The sequence below is a fragment of the Thalassobaculum sp. genome (assembly GCF_040219615.1).
In the GTDB taxonomy this organism is placed as follows: Bacteria; Pseudomonadota; Alphaproteobacteria; order Thalassobaculales; family Thalassobaculaceae; genus Thalassobaculum_A.
Genome location: NZ_JAVJSE010000029.1, coordinates 245,722 through 259,145, shown reverse-complemented (window position 1 = coordinate 259,145; position 13,424 = coordinate 245,722). Strand labels below are relative to the sequence as shown.

General features: G+C 71.0%; 13 protein-coding genes. 5 read left to right on the top strand and 8 right to left on the bottom strand.

All coding sequences use genetic code 11. The annotated features are described in order from the left end of the window. Positions 1 to 83 precede the first annotated feature (83 nt). The 3 genes from RIC31_RS16030 to RIC31_RS16020 form a co-directional block, all read right to left on the bottom strand. Positions 84 to 1,259 (bottom strand): CaiB/BaiF CoA transferase family protein, encoded by a 1,176-nt coding sequence (locus RIC31_RS16030; protein WP_350109692.1) that lies wholly within the window; start codon positions 1,257 to 1,259, stop codon positions 84 to 86. Then, on the bottom strand, positions 1,256 to 2,434 hold the full coding sequence (locus RIC31_RS16025; RefSeq protein ID WP_350109689.1) for an acyl-CoA dehydrogenase family protein: 1,179 nt from the start codon (positions 2,432 to 2,434) through the stop codon (positions 1,256 to 1,258). Before RIC31_RS16025 ends, RIC31_RS16030 begins: the two co-directional genes overlap by 4 nt. Positions 2,435 to 2,660: 226 nt before the next feature. After that, positions 2,661 to 3,434, bottom strand: coding sequence for a GntR family transcriptional regulator (locus RIC31_RS16020; RefSeq protein WP_350109687.1), 774 nt, complete (start codon positions 3,432 to 3,434; stop codon positions 2,661 to 2,663). A 122-nt stretch (positions 3,435 to 3,556) separates the two neighbouring features. On the opposite strand from RIC31_RS16020, the gene RIC31_RS16015 reads away from it, so the two are divergent. Both RIC31_RS16015 and RIC31_RS16010 read left to right on the top strand, forming a co-directional pair. Next, entirely contained in the window at positions 3,557 to 4,327 is a 771-nt protein-coding gene (locus tag RIC31_RS16015; RefSeq protein ID WP_350109684.1) for an endonuclease/exonuclease/phosphatase family protein, read from the top strand. Continuing rightward, positions 4,324 to 5,727, top strand: a complete 1,404-nt coding sequence (locus tag RIC31_RS16010) for a phospholipase D-like domain-containing protein (RefSeq protein ID WP_350109681.1) — start codon at positions 4,324 to 4,326, stop codon at positions 5,725 to 5,727. Before RIC31_RS16015 ends, RIC31_RS16010 begins: the two co-directional genes overlap by 4 nt. Before the next feature lie 17 nt (positions 5,728 to 5,744). On the opposite strand, the gene lpdA is transcribed toward RIC31_RS16010, so the two are convergent. The 4 genes from lpdA to RIC31_RS15990 form a co-directional block, all read right to left on the bottom strand. Beyond that, positions 5,745 to 7,139 carry a dihydrolipoyl dehydrogenase gene (lpdA, locus tag RIC31_RS16005; protein ID WP_350109678.1) on the bottom strand — a complete coding sequence of 465 codons (1,395 nt, stop codon included), beginning with the start codon at positions 7,137 to 7,139 and terminating at the stop codon, positions 5,745 to 5,747. Between the two features lie 192 nt (positions 7,140 to 7,331). Then, positions 7,332 to 8,597 (bottom strand): dihydrolipoamide acetyltransferase family protein, encoded by a 1,266-nt coding sequence (locus tag RIC31_RS16000; protein ID WP_350109675.1) that lies wholly within the window; start codon positions 8,595 to 8,597, stop codon positions 7,332 to 7,334. 1 nt (position 8,598) lies between these two features. Continuing rightward, the gene (locus RIC31_RS15995; protein ID WP_350109671.1) at positions 8,599 to 9,612 is read right to left on the bottom strand and encodes an alpha-ketoacid dehydrogenase subunit beta; all 1,014 of its coding nucleotides are present in this window, start codon (positions 9,610 to 9,612) and stop codon (positions 8,599 to 8,601) included. 2 nt (positions 9,613 to 9,614) lie between these two features. Next, the gene (locus RIC31_RS15990) at positions 9,615 to 10,847 is read right to left on the bottom strand and encodes a 3-methyl-2-oxobutanoate dehydrogenase (2-methylpropanoyl-transferring) subunit alpha (protein WP_350109668.1); all 1,233 of its coding nucleotides are present in this window, start codon (positions 10,845 to 10,847) and stop codon (positions 9,615 to 9,617) included. Positions 10,848 to 11,144: 297 nt separating this feature from the next. Between RIC31_RS15990 and RIC31_RS15985 the strand changes: the two genes are divergently transcribed. After that, positions 11,145 to 11,459: an Mpo1-like protein gene (locus tag RIC31_RS15985; protein ID WP_350109665.1), complete on the top strand. Its 315-nt coding sequence runs from the start codon at positions 11,145 to 11,147 to the stop codon at positions 11,457 to 11,459. Between the two features lie 10 nt (positions 11,460 to 11,469). On the opposite strand, the gene RIC31_RS15980 is transcribed toward RIC31_RS15985, so the two are convergent. Further along, on the bottom strand, positions 11,470 to 12,006 hold the full coding sequence (locus RIC31_RS15980; RefSeq protein ID WP_350109662.1) for an RNA polymerase sigma factor: 537 nt from the start codon (positions 12,004 to 12,006) through the stop codon (positions 11,470 to 11,472). 279 nt (positions 12,007 to 12,285) lie between these two features. On the opposite strand from RIC31_RS15980, the gene RIC31_RS15975 reads away from it, so the two are divergent. Further along, positions 12,286 to 13,032, top strand: a complete 747-nt coding sequence (locus RIC31_RS15975) for a MotA/TolQ/ExbB proton channel family protein (RefSeq protein ID WP_350109658.1) — start codon at positions 12,286 to 12,288, stop codon at positions 13,030 to 13,032. Further along, positions 12,986 to 13,417: an ExbD/TolR family protein gene (locus tag RIC31_RS15970; protein WP_350109655.1), complete on the top strand. Its 432-nt coding sequence runs from the start codon at positions 12,986 to 12,988 to the stop codon at positions 13,415 to 13,417. The genes RIC31_RS15975 and RIC31_RS15970 overlap by 47 nt, the downstream gene beginning before the upstream one ends. Positions 13,418 to 13,424 lie beyond the last annotated feature (7 nt).

The window sequence follows — 13,424 nt, the reverse complement described above, 5'->3', positions numbered from 1 at the left end:
CATCGCTTCTTTCTCATACGTCATTCCGGACCGGTCGGCCGCAGGCCGGACGGAGCCGGAACCCACGGAGCGACGTGCCGTGGTCATCCTTCACCGCCCAGCAGTGCGGCGTTGTCGCCGCCGAGCGGCGAGCACACGGCCTGCTGCGGTCGCTCGCCGTCGATCTTCAGCGGGTTGGCCAGCATCCGGAAGTCCGGCTTGGCCGGGTGCGGCACGGTGCGGACCATGCCGGCGGTCTCGGTGAACGGGTTGGCGAAGGCCTGGGCGACGTCGTAGACCGGGGCCACCGGCACATGGCCGGTCAGCCGTTCCAGCCAGGCGGCGGTCGGCCGGGTTTCGAAGGCCGCGTCGAGCACCCGTTCCAGCTCGGCACGATGCTCCCGGCGCGCGCCCTGGTCGGCGAAGCGCGGGTCGTCCTTCAGTTCCGGCCGGTCGATCCGGTCGGCCAGGATCCGCCAGGCCCGCTCGGTCATGCACATCACGTAGATCCAGCCGTCGCCGGTCCGGAAGGTCTGGACGGGCGCTATCGACAGATGCGCGCTGCGCGGTGCCCGGGTCGGCTCGGCCCCGCCGTTCAGGTACCAGGTGGCCGGGTAGGACAGCTGGTGCAGCGCCACGTCGAACAGGCAGGTGTCGACGTCGCAGCCCTGTCCCGTGGCGCGCGCCCGCATCACGCAGCCGAGCAGCCCGACGATCCCGGTCATGCCGGTCATGAAGTCGATCATCGACAGGCCGAAACGGGCAGGGGCCCGGTCCGGCTCGCCGGTCATGCTCATCAGCCCGGCCTCGGCCTGCATCAGGAAGTCGTAGCCGGGCCAGGACTTGCGCTCGTTGTCGCGGCCGTAGGCGGAGATGTGCAGGCAGACGATCGCCGGGTTGACGTCCTGCAGGCTGGCGTAGTCGAGGCCGAGCTTCTCCGGCTGGTCGCCGCGCAGGTTGTTGATGACGGCCTCGGCGCCGGCCGCCAGCTTCCGGAAGCCGGCCCTGCCCTCGGGGGTCTTCAGGTCGAGCGCCACGCTCTTCTTGTTGGAGCCCCAGGTCTGGAAGTACTGGCTGTCGTGCGGCCCCAGGAAATGCGGCCCGACGCCGCGGCCGGCGTCGCCGCCGGATTCCGGGTTCTCGACCTTGATGACCTCGGCGCCGAGGTCGGCCAGGTACATCGAGCCGTAGGGGCCGGCGCCGAACTGCTCCAGGGTCAGGACCCGCATGCCCTCCAATGGCCGCGTGCCGCCGCGCGTCGGCGCATCCTGCGGGCTCATGTCGGCAGCCCGCCCTGCTTGACGAGCTGGCGGGCGATGATGATGCGCTGCATCTCGTTGGTGCCCTCGCCGATGCACAGCAGCGGGGCGTCGCGGTACAGCCGCTCGATGTCGAACTCCTTGGAGTAGCCGTAGCCGCCGTGGATGCGCAGCGACTCGGTGGCGTTCTCCAGCGCGGTCTCGGTCGAGAACAGCTTGGCCATGCCGGCCTCCAGGTCGCAGCGCTCGCCGCTGTCGAACTTCGCCGCCGCGTCGAGGGTGAGCAGGCGGGCGGCCCGGGCCTTGGCGGCCATCTCGCCGATCTTGAGCTGGATCGCCTGGTGCTCGGCGATCGGCTTGCCGAAGGTCTTCCGCACCTGGGCGTAGTCGACCGCCAGCTGCAGGGCGCCCTCGGCGACGCCGACCCCGCGGGCCGCCACGTTGATGCGCCCCAGCGCCAGCCCGCCGGTCGCCTGGTAGAAGCCCTGGCCCTCGACTCCGCCGATCAGGTTGTCGGCCGGGATCCGGTAGTCCTCGAACACCAGCTCGCCGGAATCGATCGACTTGTAGCCGAGCTTCTCGAGCTTGCGGCCGACCCGGAAGCCCTCCTGCTTCGGCGCGATGAACAGGCTCATGCCCTTGTGGCGAGGGTCGGCCTGCGGGTCGGTCTTCACCAGCAGGGCGAAGCAGCTGCCCTCGATGCCGTTGGAGATCCAGGTCTTGGTGCCGTTGATGACGTAGCCGTTGCCGTCGCGCCGGGCGGTCATCCGGATGCCCTGCAGGTCGGTCCCGGCGTCCGGCTCGGTCAGCGCCAGCCCGCCGCGCACCTCGCCGGTGGCGAGCCGGGGCAGCCAGGCGTCCTTCTGGTCCTGGGTTCCGAACTTCTCGATCGCCAGGGCCAGCATCAGGTGCGAGTTGAAGATGCCGGTGACCGCCATCCAGTCGCGCGAGATCCGCATGACGATCTTGGCGTAGGTGCCGGCCGGCAGCCCGAGGCCGCCGTATTCCGGCGAGATCGTCGCGCCGAACAGGCCGAGCTCCTTCATCTGCTCGACGGTCTTCTCCGGGTAGCGGTCGGCGTGGTCGTATTCCTTGGCGATCGTCTTGACCTCGCGCTCCACCCAGCGATCGATGGTGGCCAGCAGCTGCGCCTCGTCAGCGGGGTCGATGCTGCGCCCCTGCAGGGCCTCGGGCATGGGGTGTCCTCTCGGAATTTGTTCGGACAAATCTTCCGCGAGTTCTGAGCGGAGTCAACCGTGGACCGGATCGGAGCGGCGGGTGGGTTCCGGCTCGGCCGCGCCGGGGCGGCGCGCCCGTCCGGAATGACGACATCATATCCCCCGTCATTCCGGACCGGGTCGCCGGAGGCGGAACGGAGCCGGGACCCACGGAGCGACGGGCGTCACGGCCGCGCGCCGCCGCCTATGCCGACTCGTCGTCGCGCCGCAGGTGGATGGTGTAGGCGAAGCGGTCGCCCGGGTGCCAGTTCACCGCGACCATCATCGGCCCGCCGCTGGCGTCCAGGTAGCGCCGGACGATCCGCAGGGCGGGGGCGCCGACGCGGGTGCCCAGCGCCTTGGCGGCGGCCGGCGGCATCGGGGCGGCCGAGACCTCCTGCACCGCCTCCTCGACGCGCTCGCCCGAACGGGCCTCGATCAGGGCGTGGATCGGACCGTCCTGGCGGCCGACGTCGGACAGCAGGCCGGCGAACCGGGCATGGGCGAACACCGTGACGTGGCAGACCATCTCGCGGCGGTCGGCGGTCCAGCGTACCCCGGAGATCCGCAGCCAGCGGGTCTCGGCAGGCCAGCGGATGGCCGCCGCGTCGGCCTCGCCGAGCGGCGCCAGCTCGACGCTCGCGACCTCGAACCGGGTGTCCTGGGTGTAGCTGAACAACTCGGTCAGGGAGCGGATGGTGTGGACATAGGCGACCGGGGGTGCTGCCGCGATCACCCGGCTGCCGGCGCCCTGGCGGCGTTCGATCAGGCCCTGGTCGACCAGCAGCCGCAGGGCCTCGCGGACGGTGTGGCGGCTGACACCGTGCGACTCGCACAGCTCGATCTCGGTCGGCAGTGTCGTGCCGACCGGATGGGTGCCGGCGGCGATGTCATCGCGCAGGGTCCGGGCCAGCCGCTGGTAGAGCGGCAGCGGATGGTCGGCGAACGGCGGATCGGGACGGGTGGGGGCCGAGGGCATGGCGGCAGGCTAGCATCGGGAATTGGACCGGACAATCGAGTGACCGACGGACGCGCACGCCGCCGACCCGGAAGATGGCGCGCCCCGGGGCGAACCAATATGGTCGGGCAGGGTTTGCCGGAATGTCCGCCTCGACCAGGAGCCCCAAGCTGCGTGTCGCCACCTACAACATCCGCAAGAGCATCGGCACCGACCGCCGGCGGCGGCCCGAGCGCGTGCTGGCGGTGCTGCGCGAGCTCGACGCCGACGTGGTGGCGGTGCAGGAGGTCGACCGGCGGTTCGGCGACCGCAGCACCGCCCTGCCGCCGGAAGTCATCGCCGAGGAGACCGGGTACATGCCGGTCCGCTTCGGCATCCGGCCGGAAAGCCTGGGCTGGCACGGCAACATGCTGCTGGTGCGCCGCGACACCGAGGTGATGTCGACCCAGCGCATCGAACTGCCGGCCCTGGAGCCGCGCGGCGCCGTGCTCGCCGACCTGCGGGTCGGCGGGACGGCGGTGCGGGTGATCGGCATGCATCTCGGGCTGCTCGGCCTTTGGCGCAAGCGCCAGGCGCGCGCCGTGCTGATGTGCCTCGAGGCGCTGGAGGACCCGCTTCCGACGGTGATGATGGGCGACCTGAACGAGTGGGTGATGGACGGTGGCTGCCTGAAGCTGTTCGCCCGCCACCACCACGTCGCGGCACCGGGCCCGAGCTTCCATTCGCGGCGGCCGATGGCGGCACTCGACCGGATCATCACCAGCCTGGACCTCAGGGTCGAGGCGGCCGGCGTGCACCTGTCGCCGAAGTCGCGGGTGGCCTCCGACCACCTGCCGGTCTGGGCCGACATCGTCCCGGCCGGACCGACGGCCGCCGCCGAGCGCCACCATGTCGCACAGTCGCCATTGATATGACCGGTCGGGAGATCCGCCTGCAGCGCCTGTGCCGCCGGCACCTGCCGGACGGCGGCGGCTCCGGCTTCACGCTGCTGTCGACCGGGCCCGCAGCGTTCCTGACCCTGCACGGGCTGACCGTCGCGGCCGAGCGGACCCTCGACGTGCAGTACTATCTCTGGGAGGACGACGGCAGCGGCCGCCGGCTGCTGACCGCCTTGCTCGACGCCGCCGATCGCGGCGTCCGCGTGCGCCTGTTGCTGGACGACATCGGCGCGCCGAGCAGCGATCCGGAACTGGCCCGGCTCGACGCCTATCCGAATGTCGAGATCCGGCTGTACAACCCGTTCCCGCACCGTTTCGGCTTGGTGTTCGCGCTGCTGTTCCAGTCCCGGCGGGTAACCCGGCGCATGCACAACAAGGCGTTCGTCGCCGACCGGGTGGCAGCGGTGGTCGGTGGCCGCAACGTCGGCGACCGCTACTTCGAGTTCGACCCGCGCCGCAACTTCCGCGACCTCGACCTGTTCGCGGCCGGACCGGTGGTGGAGCAGGTGGCGCAGTCCTTCGACGCGTTCTGGGACAGCTCCTGGAGCCGGCCGGTCGGGGCCATCGACCGCGGCCGCTGGCGGCTGGCCGACGTTCGCAGCACGGTGCGGCGCGGGCTGCGGCGGCGCATCCTGCGGGCCGGTGCCGGACCTTATCCCGGCAATGTCGGCCTGCAGTGGCGGTCCTACCGATCCCTGGTCCGCGACCGCTTCGCCCGGCTGGTCGTCGCCGAGCGGGCGACGGTGCTGGTCGACGCGCCGGACAAGCCGGAGACCGGCGAGCCGCGGCTGCTGGAGAGCCTGCTGGCGCGGATCGAGCAGGGCCCGGTCAGCGAGCTGCTGCTGGAATCAGCATATTTCGTGCCGGCCCGCCACGGCGTCAGCCTCCTCAGCCACCTGGCGCGGAGCGGGGTGCGGGTGCGGGTGATGACCAATTCGGCCGCGTCCGGCGAGGTCGCGGTGGCGCACGCGGCCTATCGCAAGTACCGGCGGCCGCTGCTGCGCGCCGGGGTCGAGCTGTACGAGCTGCGCGCCGATTCGGCGGTCGACTGGGGCCTGAACCTGCACACCAAGGCGGCGGTGATCGACCGTCGCAGGGTGTTCGTCGGGTCGCTGAACATGGACCCGCGCTCGGCGGTGCTGAACACCGAGATCGGCCTGCTGGTCGACAGCGAGGAACTGGCGGCGCAGGTCGCCGCCTTTATCGAGGACGGCATGTCGCCGGCCAGGTCGTACCGGGCGGTGCTGGACGACGGCCGGCTGGCCTGGCTGGTCGGTGAAGATCCCCAGCCGACCCGGCGGGAGCCGGGGGCCTCGCGCTGGTGGCTGCTGCTGGTCCGCCTGCTGGCGCTGCTGCCGATCGAGCGGCAGGTATAGGGAGGTCGGGCCCCGCTTCAAATGTGCAGGGCGTGGCCGAGCGCCCGCATCGCGGCCTCGGGGATCGCCTCGCCCAGGGTCGGGTGGGCGTGGATCGTGGCGGCCACGTCCTCCAGCCGGCAGCCCATCTCCAGCGCCAGGGCGAAGGACGCCGACAGCTCCGAGACCCCGGACCCCACCGCCTGCAGGCCGAGCACCAGGTGGTTGTCGGCGCGCGCGACGATCCGCACGAAGCCGTCCTCGGCCTCGGTGGTCATGGCCCGGCCGTTGGCCTGGAACGGGAACTGCGCGGTGCGGATCTCGATGCCGGCGGTACGCGCCTGATCGGGCGACAGGCCGGCGGTCACGATCTCCGGGTCGGTGAAGCAGACCGCCGGGATCGCCACCTTGTCCCAGGCGCGTTTCTCGCCGGCGATCACCTCGGCGACCATCTCGCCCTGGGCCATGGCGCGATGCGCCAGCATCGGCTCGCCGGTGACGTCGCCGATGGCGTAGACCCCGCGCATCGAGGTGCGGCAGCGGTCGTCGACGGCGATGAACGGGCCGTTCATGTCGAGCGCCAGCTCCTCGCGCCCCCAGTCGCCGGTCAGCGGCCGGCGGCCGACGGTGACCAGCACCTTGTCGGCCGGCAGCCGCAGCTCGCTGCCGTCCGCAGCCTCGACCAGCAGGGCTTCCCCGCCGGCCATGCCGCGGGCCTTGGCCTTCAGGTGCAGGGTAATGGCCAGCTCGTCCAGGTTGGCCTTCACCGGCCGGGTCAGTTCGCCGTCGTACAGCGGCAGGATGCGGTCGGTCGCCTCGACCACGGTGACCGCCGAGCCGAGCTTGCGGAAGGCGATGCCGAGCTCCAGGCCGATATAGCCGGCGCCGACCACCACCAGGCGTTCCGGCGCGGTCTCCAGGGCCAGCGCCTCGGTCGACGAGATCACCCGCCCGCCGAACGGCAGCGACGGCAGCTCGACCGGCTGGGAGCCGGTGGCGATGATCACGTGCTCGGCCCGTATCACCTGGACGCCGAGCGCGGTCTCGACCTCGACCGTCTTGCCGTCGCGGAACCGCGCCCAGCCCTCGACGGTCTTCACCCGGGCCTTCTTCAGCAGCGCCGCGACCCCGTTGGTCAGACGGTTGACGATGCCGTCCTTCCACTCCCGGCAGGCCGCGAGATCGAATTCGGGCTCGGCCACCCGGATCCCGGGCACCCGCCTGCCGGCCGCCATCTCGCGGACCTTCAGGTACTCGTCGGCGGCGTGGATCAGCGCCTTCGACGGGATGCAGCCGACGTTCAGGCAGGTCCCGCCCGGCCGTTTCGCCTCGACCACCACGGTATCGAGCCCGAGCTGGCCGGCCCGGATCGCCGCGACATAGCCGCCCGGGCCGGCGCCGACCACCAGTACCTGGCAGGTGATGTCCTTCATGGGTTTGTCCTCACTGCGAAGGGTCCGAGGCGGCGGGTGGGTTCCGGAGCCGGGCGCTTGTGCGCCCCCTCCGGAATGACGAAGGGCAAGGAGATCACATTCCTCATTCCGTCATCCCGGAGGGGCCGCGACAGCGGCCGGCTCCGGGACCCACGGAGCGACGGGCGTTTGTCGAGGTCAGGCATTGACCCCTCACATGAAGATCATCGCCGGGGTCTCGAGCAGGGCCTTGATGCGCTGCACGAACACCGCGGCGTCCCAGCCGTCGATCACCCGGTGATCGAAGCTGGACGACAGGTTCATCATCCGGCGCGGCACGAACTGGCTGCCGTCCCACACCGGGCGGACCTGGATCTTGTTGACCCCGACGATCGCCACCTCCGGGTGGTTGATCACCGGCGTGGTCACCAGCCCGCCCATGGCGCCGAGCGAGGTGATGGTGATGGTCGATCCGGTCAGCTCGTCGCGACCGGCGGTGCCGGCCTTGGCGGCGTCGCTCAACCGGTTCAGCTCGGCCGCGCAGCCCCATACGTCGCGCGCCTCGGCGTGCCTGACCACCGGGACCACCAGGCCGGTCGGGGTCTGGGCGGCGATGCCGATATGGACGCCGCCATGCCGGTGGATGACCCCGGCCTCGTCGTCGTAATGCGCGTTGATCGCCGGCTGCTCGGCGATCGCCTTGACCATGGCGCGCATCAGGAACGGCAGGATGGTCAGGCGCGGCTGGCCGTCCTGCTTGTTCTTGTTCAGCTGGGCGCGCAGCTCCTCCAGCGCCGTGACGTCGACCTCGTCGACATAGGTGATGTGCGCGATACGGCTCTTCGACAGCGCCATCTTCTCGGCGATCCGGCGGCGCAGGCCGATGACCTTGACGTCGGTGACCGAGGTGTCGGGCCGCAGGCCGAGCCCGGCCGCCGGCTGCGGGCCGGCCTCGATGAAGGCATCGAGATCCTCGTGGGTGATCCGCCCGGCCGGCCCGCTGCCGCGGACCTGGCGCAGGTCGACCCCGGCCTCGCGCGCCCGCCCCCGCACCGCCGGCGAGGCGATCGGCCTGTCGCCCTGGCGCCGCGGCGCGCCGGTGGATGCCGGCCGGGGGGCTTCGCGCTTCGGAGGGGCAGGGGGTGTTGGCGCCGTCTCCGTGCCGGCGGTCGCGACCGGTGCGGGCTCGGGATCCGACGCCGCTTCGGCAGGCGCCCCGGGCGCGACGTTGCCCTCGCCCGCGACCTCCAGGCGGACCAGGGGCGATCCGACGGCGACCACGTCGCCGATCTCACCGCCGAGCCACTTGACCGTCCCTTCGACCGGCGACGGGATCTCGACCGCCGCCTTGTCGGTCATGACGCTGGCCAGGATCGTGTCCTCCTGGACCACGTCGCCGACCGCGACGTTCCACTCCACCAGTTCGGCCTCGGCCACGCCCTCGCCGACGTCGGGCAGCTTGATGACGTATTCGCCCATCTCAGCTCTCCACGGCCTGGAGCAATGCCTCGCCGACCCGCTTCGGGCCGGGGAAGTAGTCCCATTCCTGGGCGTGCGGGTAGGGCGTGTCCCAGCCCGCCACCCGCGCCACCGGCACCTCCAGGGCGTAGAAGCAGTGCTCCTGCACCAGCGCGCACAGCTCGGCCCCGAAGCCCGAGGTCAGGGTCGCCTCGTGCACCACCACGCAGCGCCCGGTCTTGGTCACCGACGCCACGATGGCGTCCAGGTCGAGCGGCAGCAGGGTGCGCAGGTCGATGATCTCGGCGTCGATCCCGGTCTCCTCGGCCGCCGCCTCGGCGACGTGCACCATGGTGCCGTAGGCCAGCACCGTGACCGCCGATCCGGGCCGCCGGACCGCGGCCTTGCCGAGCGGGACGGTGTGGTGGCCCTCCGGAACCTCGCCGAGCGGGTGCTTGGACCAGGGCGTGACCGGCCGGTCGTGGTGACCGTCGAACGGGCCGTTGTACAGCCGCTTGGGCTCCAGGAAGATCACCGGGTCGTCGTCCTCGATCGACGCGATCAGCAGGCCCTTGGCGTCGTGCGGGTTCGAGGGCACCACGACCTTCAGCCCGGAGACGTGGGTGAAAAGGGCCTCAGGGCTCTGGCTGTGGGTCTGGCCGCCGAAGATGCCGCCGCCGGTCGGCATGCGGATGGTCAGCGGTGCGGTGAAGTCGCCGTTCGAGCGGTAGCGCAGCCGCGCCGCCTCCGAGACGATCTGGTCGTAGGCCGGGTAGACGTAGTCGGCGAACTGCACCTCGATGCAGGGCCGCAGGCCGTAGGCGGCCATGCCGATGGCGGCGCCGACGATGCCGCTCTCGTTGATCGGGGTGTCGAAGCAGCGCTCGCGCCCGAACTTCTGCTGCAGGCCCTGGGTGCAGCGGAACACGCCGCCGAAATAGCCGACGTCCTCGCCGAACACCACGACGTTGGGGTCGGCGGCCATCTTGACGTGCATGGCGTCGCGGATGGCCTCGATCATGGTCATGCGCGGCATGCTCAGACTCCCGCCTGCTGGCGCTGGCGGCGTAGATGCGGCGGCATCTCTTTGTAGACGCCCTCGAACATGTCGCGCACCGACGGCTTGCCGCCGGAATGCAGGGTGCCGTGCTTCTCGGCCTCCTTCTGGGCGGCCATCACCTCGGCCTCGACCTCGGCGGCGAACTGCCTGTGCCGGTCCTCCGACCATGCGCCCTTGGCGATCAGGTGGTTCTTCAGGCGCTCGATCGGGTCGCCCAGCGGCCAGGCGTCGGACTCCTCCTTCGGCCGGTAGGCCGACGGGTCGTCAGAAGTGGAGTGGGCCGCGACCCGGTAGGTGACGTACTCGACCAGGGTCGGGCCGAGGTTGCGGCGGGCCCGCTCGATCGCCCACCGGGCGACCGCGAAGACCGCCAGGTAGTCGTTGCCGTCGACCCTGAGCGACGGGATGCCGAAGCCGTGGCCGCGCGCCGCGAAGGTGCCGGAGCCGCCCTTGGCGATGCCCTGGAAGGTCGAGATGGCCCACTGGTTGTTGACGATGTTCAGCACCACCGGCGCCTTGTAGGTCGAGGCGAACACCAGGGCTGCGTGGAAGTCCGACTCGGCGGTCGAGCCGTCGCCGATCCAGCCGGCGGCGATCCTGGTGTCGCCCTTGATCGCCGACGCCATCGCCCAGCCGACCGCCTGGATGTACTGGGTCCCGAGGTTGCCGGAGATCGAGAAGAAGCCGTGATCCTTGGAGGAGTACATGATCGGCAGCTGGCGGCCGTGCAGCGGGTCGCGCTCGTTCGAGTAGATCTGGCACATCATGTCGACCAGCGGGTAGCCGCCGGCGACCAGCAGCCCCTGCTGCCGGTAGGTCGGGAAGTTCATGTCGCCCGGCGACAGCGCGTGCTGGAAGGCGCAGGCGATCGCCTCCTCGCCCAGGCACTGCATGTAGAACGAGGTCTTGCCCTGGCGCTGCGCCATCAGCATGCGGGCGTCGAAGGCCCGGACCTTCATCATGTCGCGCAGGCCCTGCAGCGCCTGCTCGTCGTCGAGCGCGCCGGCCCAGGGGCCGACCGCCTCGCCGTCGCGGTTCAGAACCCGGATAATGGTGTAGCCGAGGTCGCGGAAGTCGGCCGGCGCGGCGTCGACCTCCGGGCGACGGACGGTGCCGGCCCTGGGAATGGTGACGCCGCTGAAGTCCGGCTTGCCGCCGGGGCGGACTTCCGGCTCCGGGACCTGCAGGCTGAGGGGCTGGTCGTCGCTCATGGGCGGGATTCCTCTCCTCGCCGGCCGCTGGCTGCCCCGGCGGTCCGGTCACGCTCAACACCCTCTAAAGTATATGCTCGTTCAGGCCTGTCGAGATGGTCCCGGCGCTTTACGTAACGTCAGAACAGCCGAAATCGTCACCGGGCTGGCGGGCGAATCGGGGGCTTGTAATCTTTGCAAATTATACCGCCAGGCGGATTTAAGCTTGTTTCGTCCTTCGGGTTGTTTGCGGCGCAAAATTCACGGCACGGCCGGCCGGCGGTTGATTCAAGGGGCGTCCGGCGCCAGTTATCGGAAATGACCTACGCGGAGTTCTGGCCCCGGTATCTGCGCCAGCACAGCCGTCCAGCCACGCGGCGCGTGCATGTTCTCGGCACTCTGCTCGGCGTGCTGTTGCTGGTCGGTGCGATCGTCTACGCGGACTGGCGGTTGGCGGCGGCGGCCCTCGTGGTGGGCTACGGGGCCGCCTGGCTCAGCCATGTCTTCGTCGAGCGGAACCGGCCGGAGACCTTCTCGCACCCGCTGTGGTCGCTGGCCCGCGACCTGCGGATGACGTGGCTGGCGCTGACCGGTGGCCTGCGGGCCGAACTGGACCGACACGGGATCGGCTGACCCGGGCGGATCAGGCCGCGGGTGCCGGCGCGGGCTCCGCGGTGGACCGCGGCTCCCCGCCCGGCGAGAACTCACCCATCTCGCGCCGCAGGGCGCTGCGGCCCCGGTGCAGCCGCGACATCACGGTGCCGATTGGAATGTTCAGCTGCTCGGCGGCGTCCTGGTAGGAAAGGCCGTCGACGCCGATCAGGCACAGCACGCGCTTCTGGCTGTGCGGTATCCGGTCCAAGGCTTCGCCGAGTTCGTGCAGCAGCAGTTCCGCGTGCTGCGGAGCCGGAACCGAGAGCTGATGCTCGACGTCGTCCAGCGCCACCGCGGGTCCGCGCCGGGCCTGGCGGCCCAGGTGGTCGGCCCGGACGTTGCGCAGGATGCGTCCGAGATAGGCCCGCCAGTTCCGGACGGTTCCGCCGTCCTTCACATAGGTGAGGGCACGGACCATCGACTCCTGGACCAGGTCGTCGGCCTCGGCGCTGTTGCTCGTCAGAAATGCCGCCAGCCTGGTGAGCTCGCGGATCTGGCTGGCGGGGTCGTGGATCAGTTCGGTCACGCTGGCGCCTCCGGCTTGGGTCGATATCCGCCCGCCAGGGAAATCTAGGCATGTCCTGGTGACCTGGGAGAAAGCCTTCTGTGTCAATGTTGTGGAGCCAATACGGCCACCGGCCCTTCGCGCCGGATGACCGATTGAAGGGCAGGCCGGCCATACGGTCGCCCGGACTTGGCGCAGTCGGCAATCCATTCTTGATAATGCGTCTGACTATCATTAGAAATGACGCCGGCCCAGCGTCTCGCAGGCCAAGGTTCCATGCGAACGGAGACTCCGGTTCCGATGACCGACGACCAGATTGTCCCGCCCGCCCCGCCGGGTGCGCTCGACCAGGCCCTGGAGATGGTTCGGGCCGGCGGGCCGGTGGTCGCCATCCTGGGCGTCCTGTCGGTGGTGGCGCTGGCCATCGTGCTGGTGAAGCTCTGGCAGTTCGCGGCCGCCCGGGTCGGCGACCGCAGAACCGCGCGGCGCGCCCTGGCGCTGTACCGCTCCGGCCGGTCGGCCGAGGCACTGGGGCTGCTGGCCCGGTCGCGCAATCCGGTCGTCCATGTGCTCGGCTGCGCGATCCGCGGCACTCTGCGGCGCGACCTGCCCGAGGCGACGGTCCGCGAGGAGGTGGCCCGGCTGGCCGGTGACCGCCTGGAGTCCCTGCGGGCCTATCTTCGGCCGCTGGAGGTGATCGCCGGCGTGGCGCCGCTGCTCGGCCTGTTCGGCACGGTGCTGGGCATGATCTCGGCCTTCCAGCAGCTCGAGCAGGCCGGTTCCCAGGTCAACCCGGCGGTGCTGTCGGGCGGCATCTGGGAGGCGCTGCTGACCACCGCGGTCGGGCTGGCGGTGGCGATCCCGGTGGTCGCGGTGCTCGCCTGGCTGGAGCGGGTCGTCGACCGGGTGACCCACGAGATGGAGACCGTCGTCACCCAGGTGTTCACCAGCGACCTGACGGCGGAACCGGCCGCCAACCTGGCCCACGCGGAGCCGCGCCATGAACTCCCCCGCCTTCGCCCGGCCGCCGTCATGGCGGATCGCTAGGCTGCGGCGCCGTCACCGGCTGATCAGCCTGACGCCGCTGATCGACGTGGTCTTCATCCTGCTGGTGTTCTTCATGCTGGCCTCGAGCTTCCTGGACTGGCGGTCGATCGTGCTGTCGGCACCGTCGGCCGGAGCGGCCTCGGCCGCCATGGAGGGCACGCTGCTGGTCGAGGTTCGCCCGCGGGGCCTGCGCCTGTCCGGCCGGCCGTTGACCCTCGAGGCGCTGGAGAGCCGCGTCCGGTCGCGGCTGGCCGACAAGCCGGACCAGGCGATCTTCGTGAAGCCGGCGGCCGGCGTGCCGCTGCAGCGCGCGGTGGCGGTGCTCGACCGGCTGACGGCGGCGGGCGCGACCCGGCTGTCGCTGATCCGCGACCGCACGCGCTGAGGGACCG

Excerpts from the sequence above, each read along its gene's own strand:
- RIC31_RS16030 (WP_350109692.1), bottom strand. The coding sequence starts at position 1,259 with ATGAGCCCGCAGGATGCGCCGACGCGCGGCGGCACGCGGCCATTGGAG.
- RIC31_RS16025 (WP_350109689.1), bottom strand. The coding sequence starts at position 2,434 with ATGCCCGAGGCCCTGCAGGGGCGCAGCATCGACCCCGCTGACGAGGCG.
- RIC31_RS16020 (WP_350109687.1), bottom strand. The coding sequence starts at position 3,434 with ATGCCCTCGGCCCCCACCCGTCCCGATCCGCCGTTCGCCGACCATCCG.
- RIC31_RS16015 (WP_350109684.1), top strand. The coding sequence starts at position 3,557 with ATGTCCGCCTCGACCAGGAGCCCCAAGCTGCGTGTCGCCACCTACAAC.
- RIC31_RS16010 (WP_350109681.1), top strand. The coding sequence starts at position 4,324 with ATGACCGGTCGGGAGATCCGCCTGCAGCGCCTGTGCCGCCGGCACCTG.
- lpdA (WP_350109678.1), bottom strand. The coding sequence starts at position 7,139 with ATGAAGGACATCACCTGCCAGGTACTGGTGGTCGGCGCCGGCCCGGGC.
- RIC31_RS16000 (WP_350109675.1), bottom strand. The coding sequence starts at position 8,597 with ATGGGCGAATACGTCATCAAGCTGCCCGACGTCGGCGAGGGCGTGGCC.
- RIC31_RS15995 (WP_350109671.1), bottom strand. The coding sequence starts at position 9,612 with ATGCCGCGCATGACCATGATCGAGGCCATCCGCGACGCCATGCACGTC.
- RIC31_RS15990 (WP_350109668.1), bottom strand. The coding sequence starts at position 10,847 with ATGAGCGACGACCAGCCCCTCAGCCTGCAGGTCCCGGAGCCGGAAGTC.
- RIC31_RS15985 (WP_350109665.1), top strand. The coding sequence starts at position 11,145 with ATGACCTACGCGGAGTTCTGGCCCCGGTATCTGCGCCAGCACAGCCGT.
- RIC31_RS15975 (WP_350109658.1), top strand. The coding sequence starts at position 12,286 with ATGACCGACGACCAGATTGTCCCGCCCGCCCCGCCGGGTGCGCTCGAC.
- RIC31_RS15970 (WP_350109655.1), top strand. The coding sequence starts at position 12,986 with ATGAACTCCCCCGCCTTCGCCCGGCCGCCGTCATGGCGGATCGCTAGG.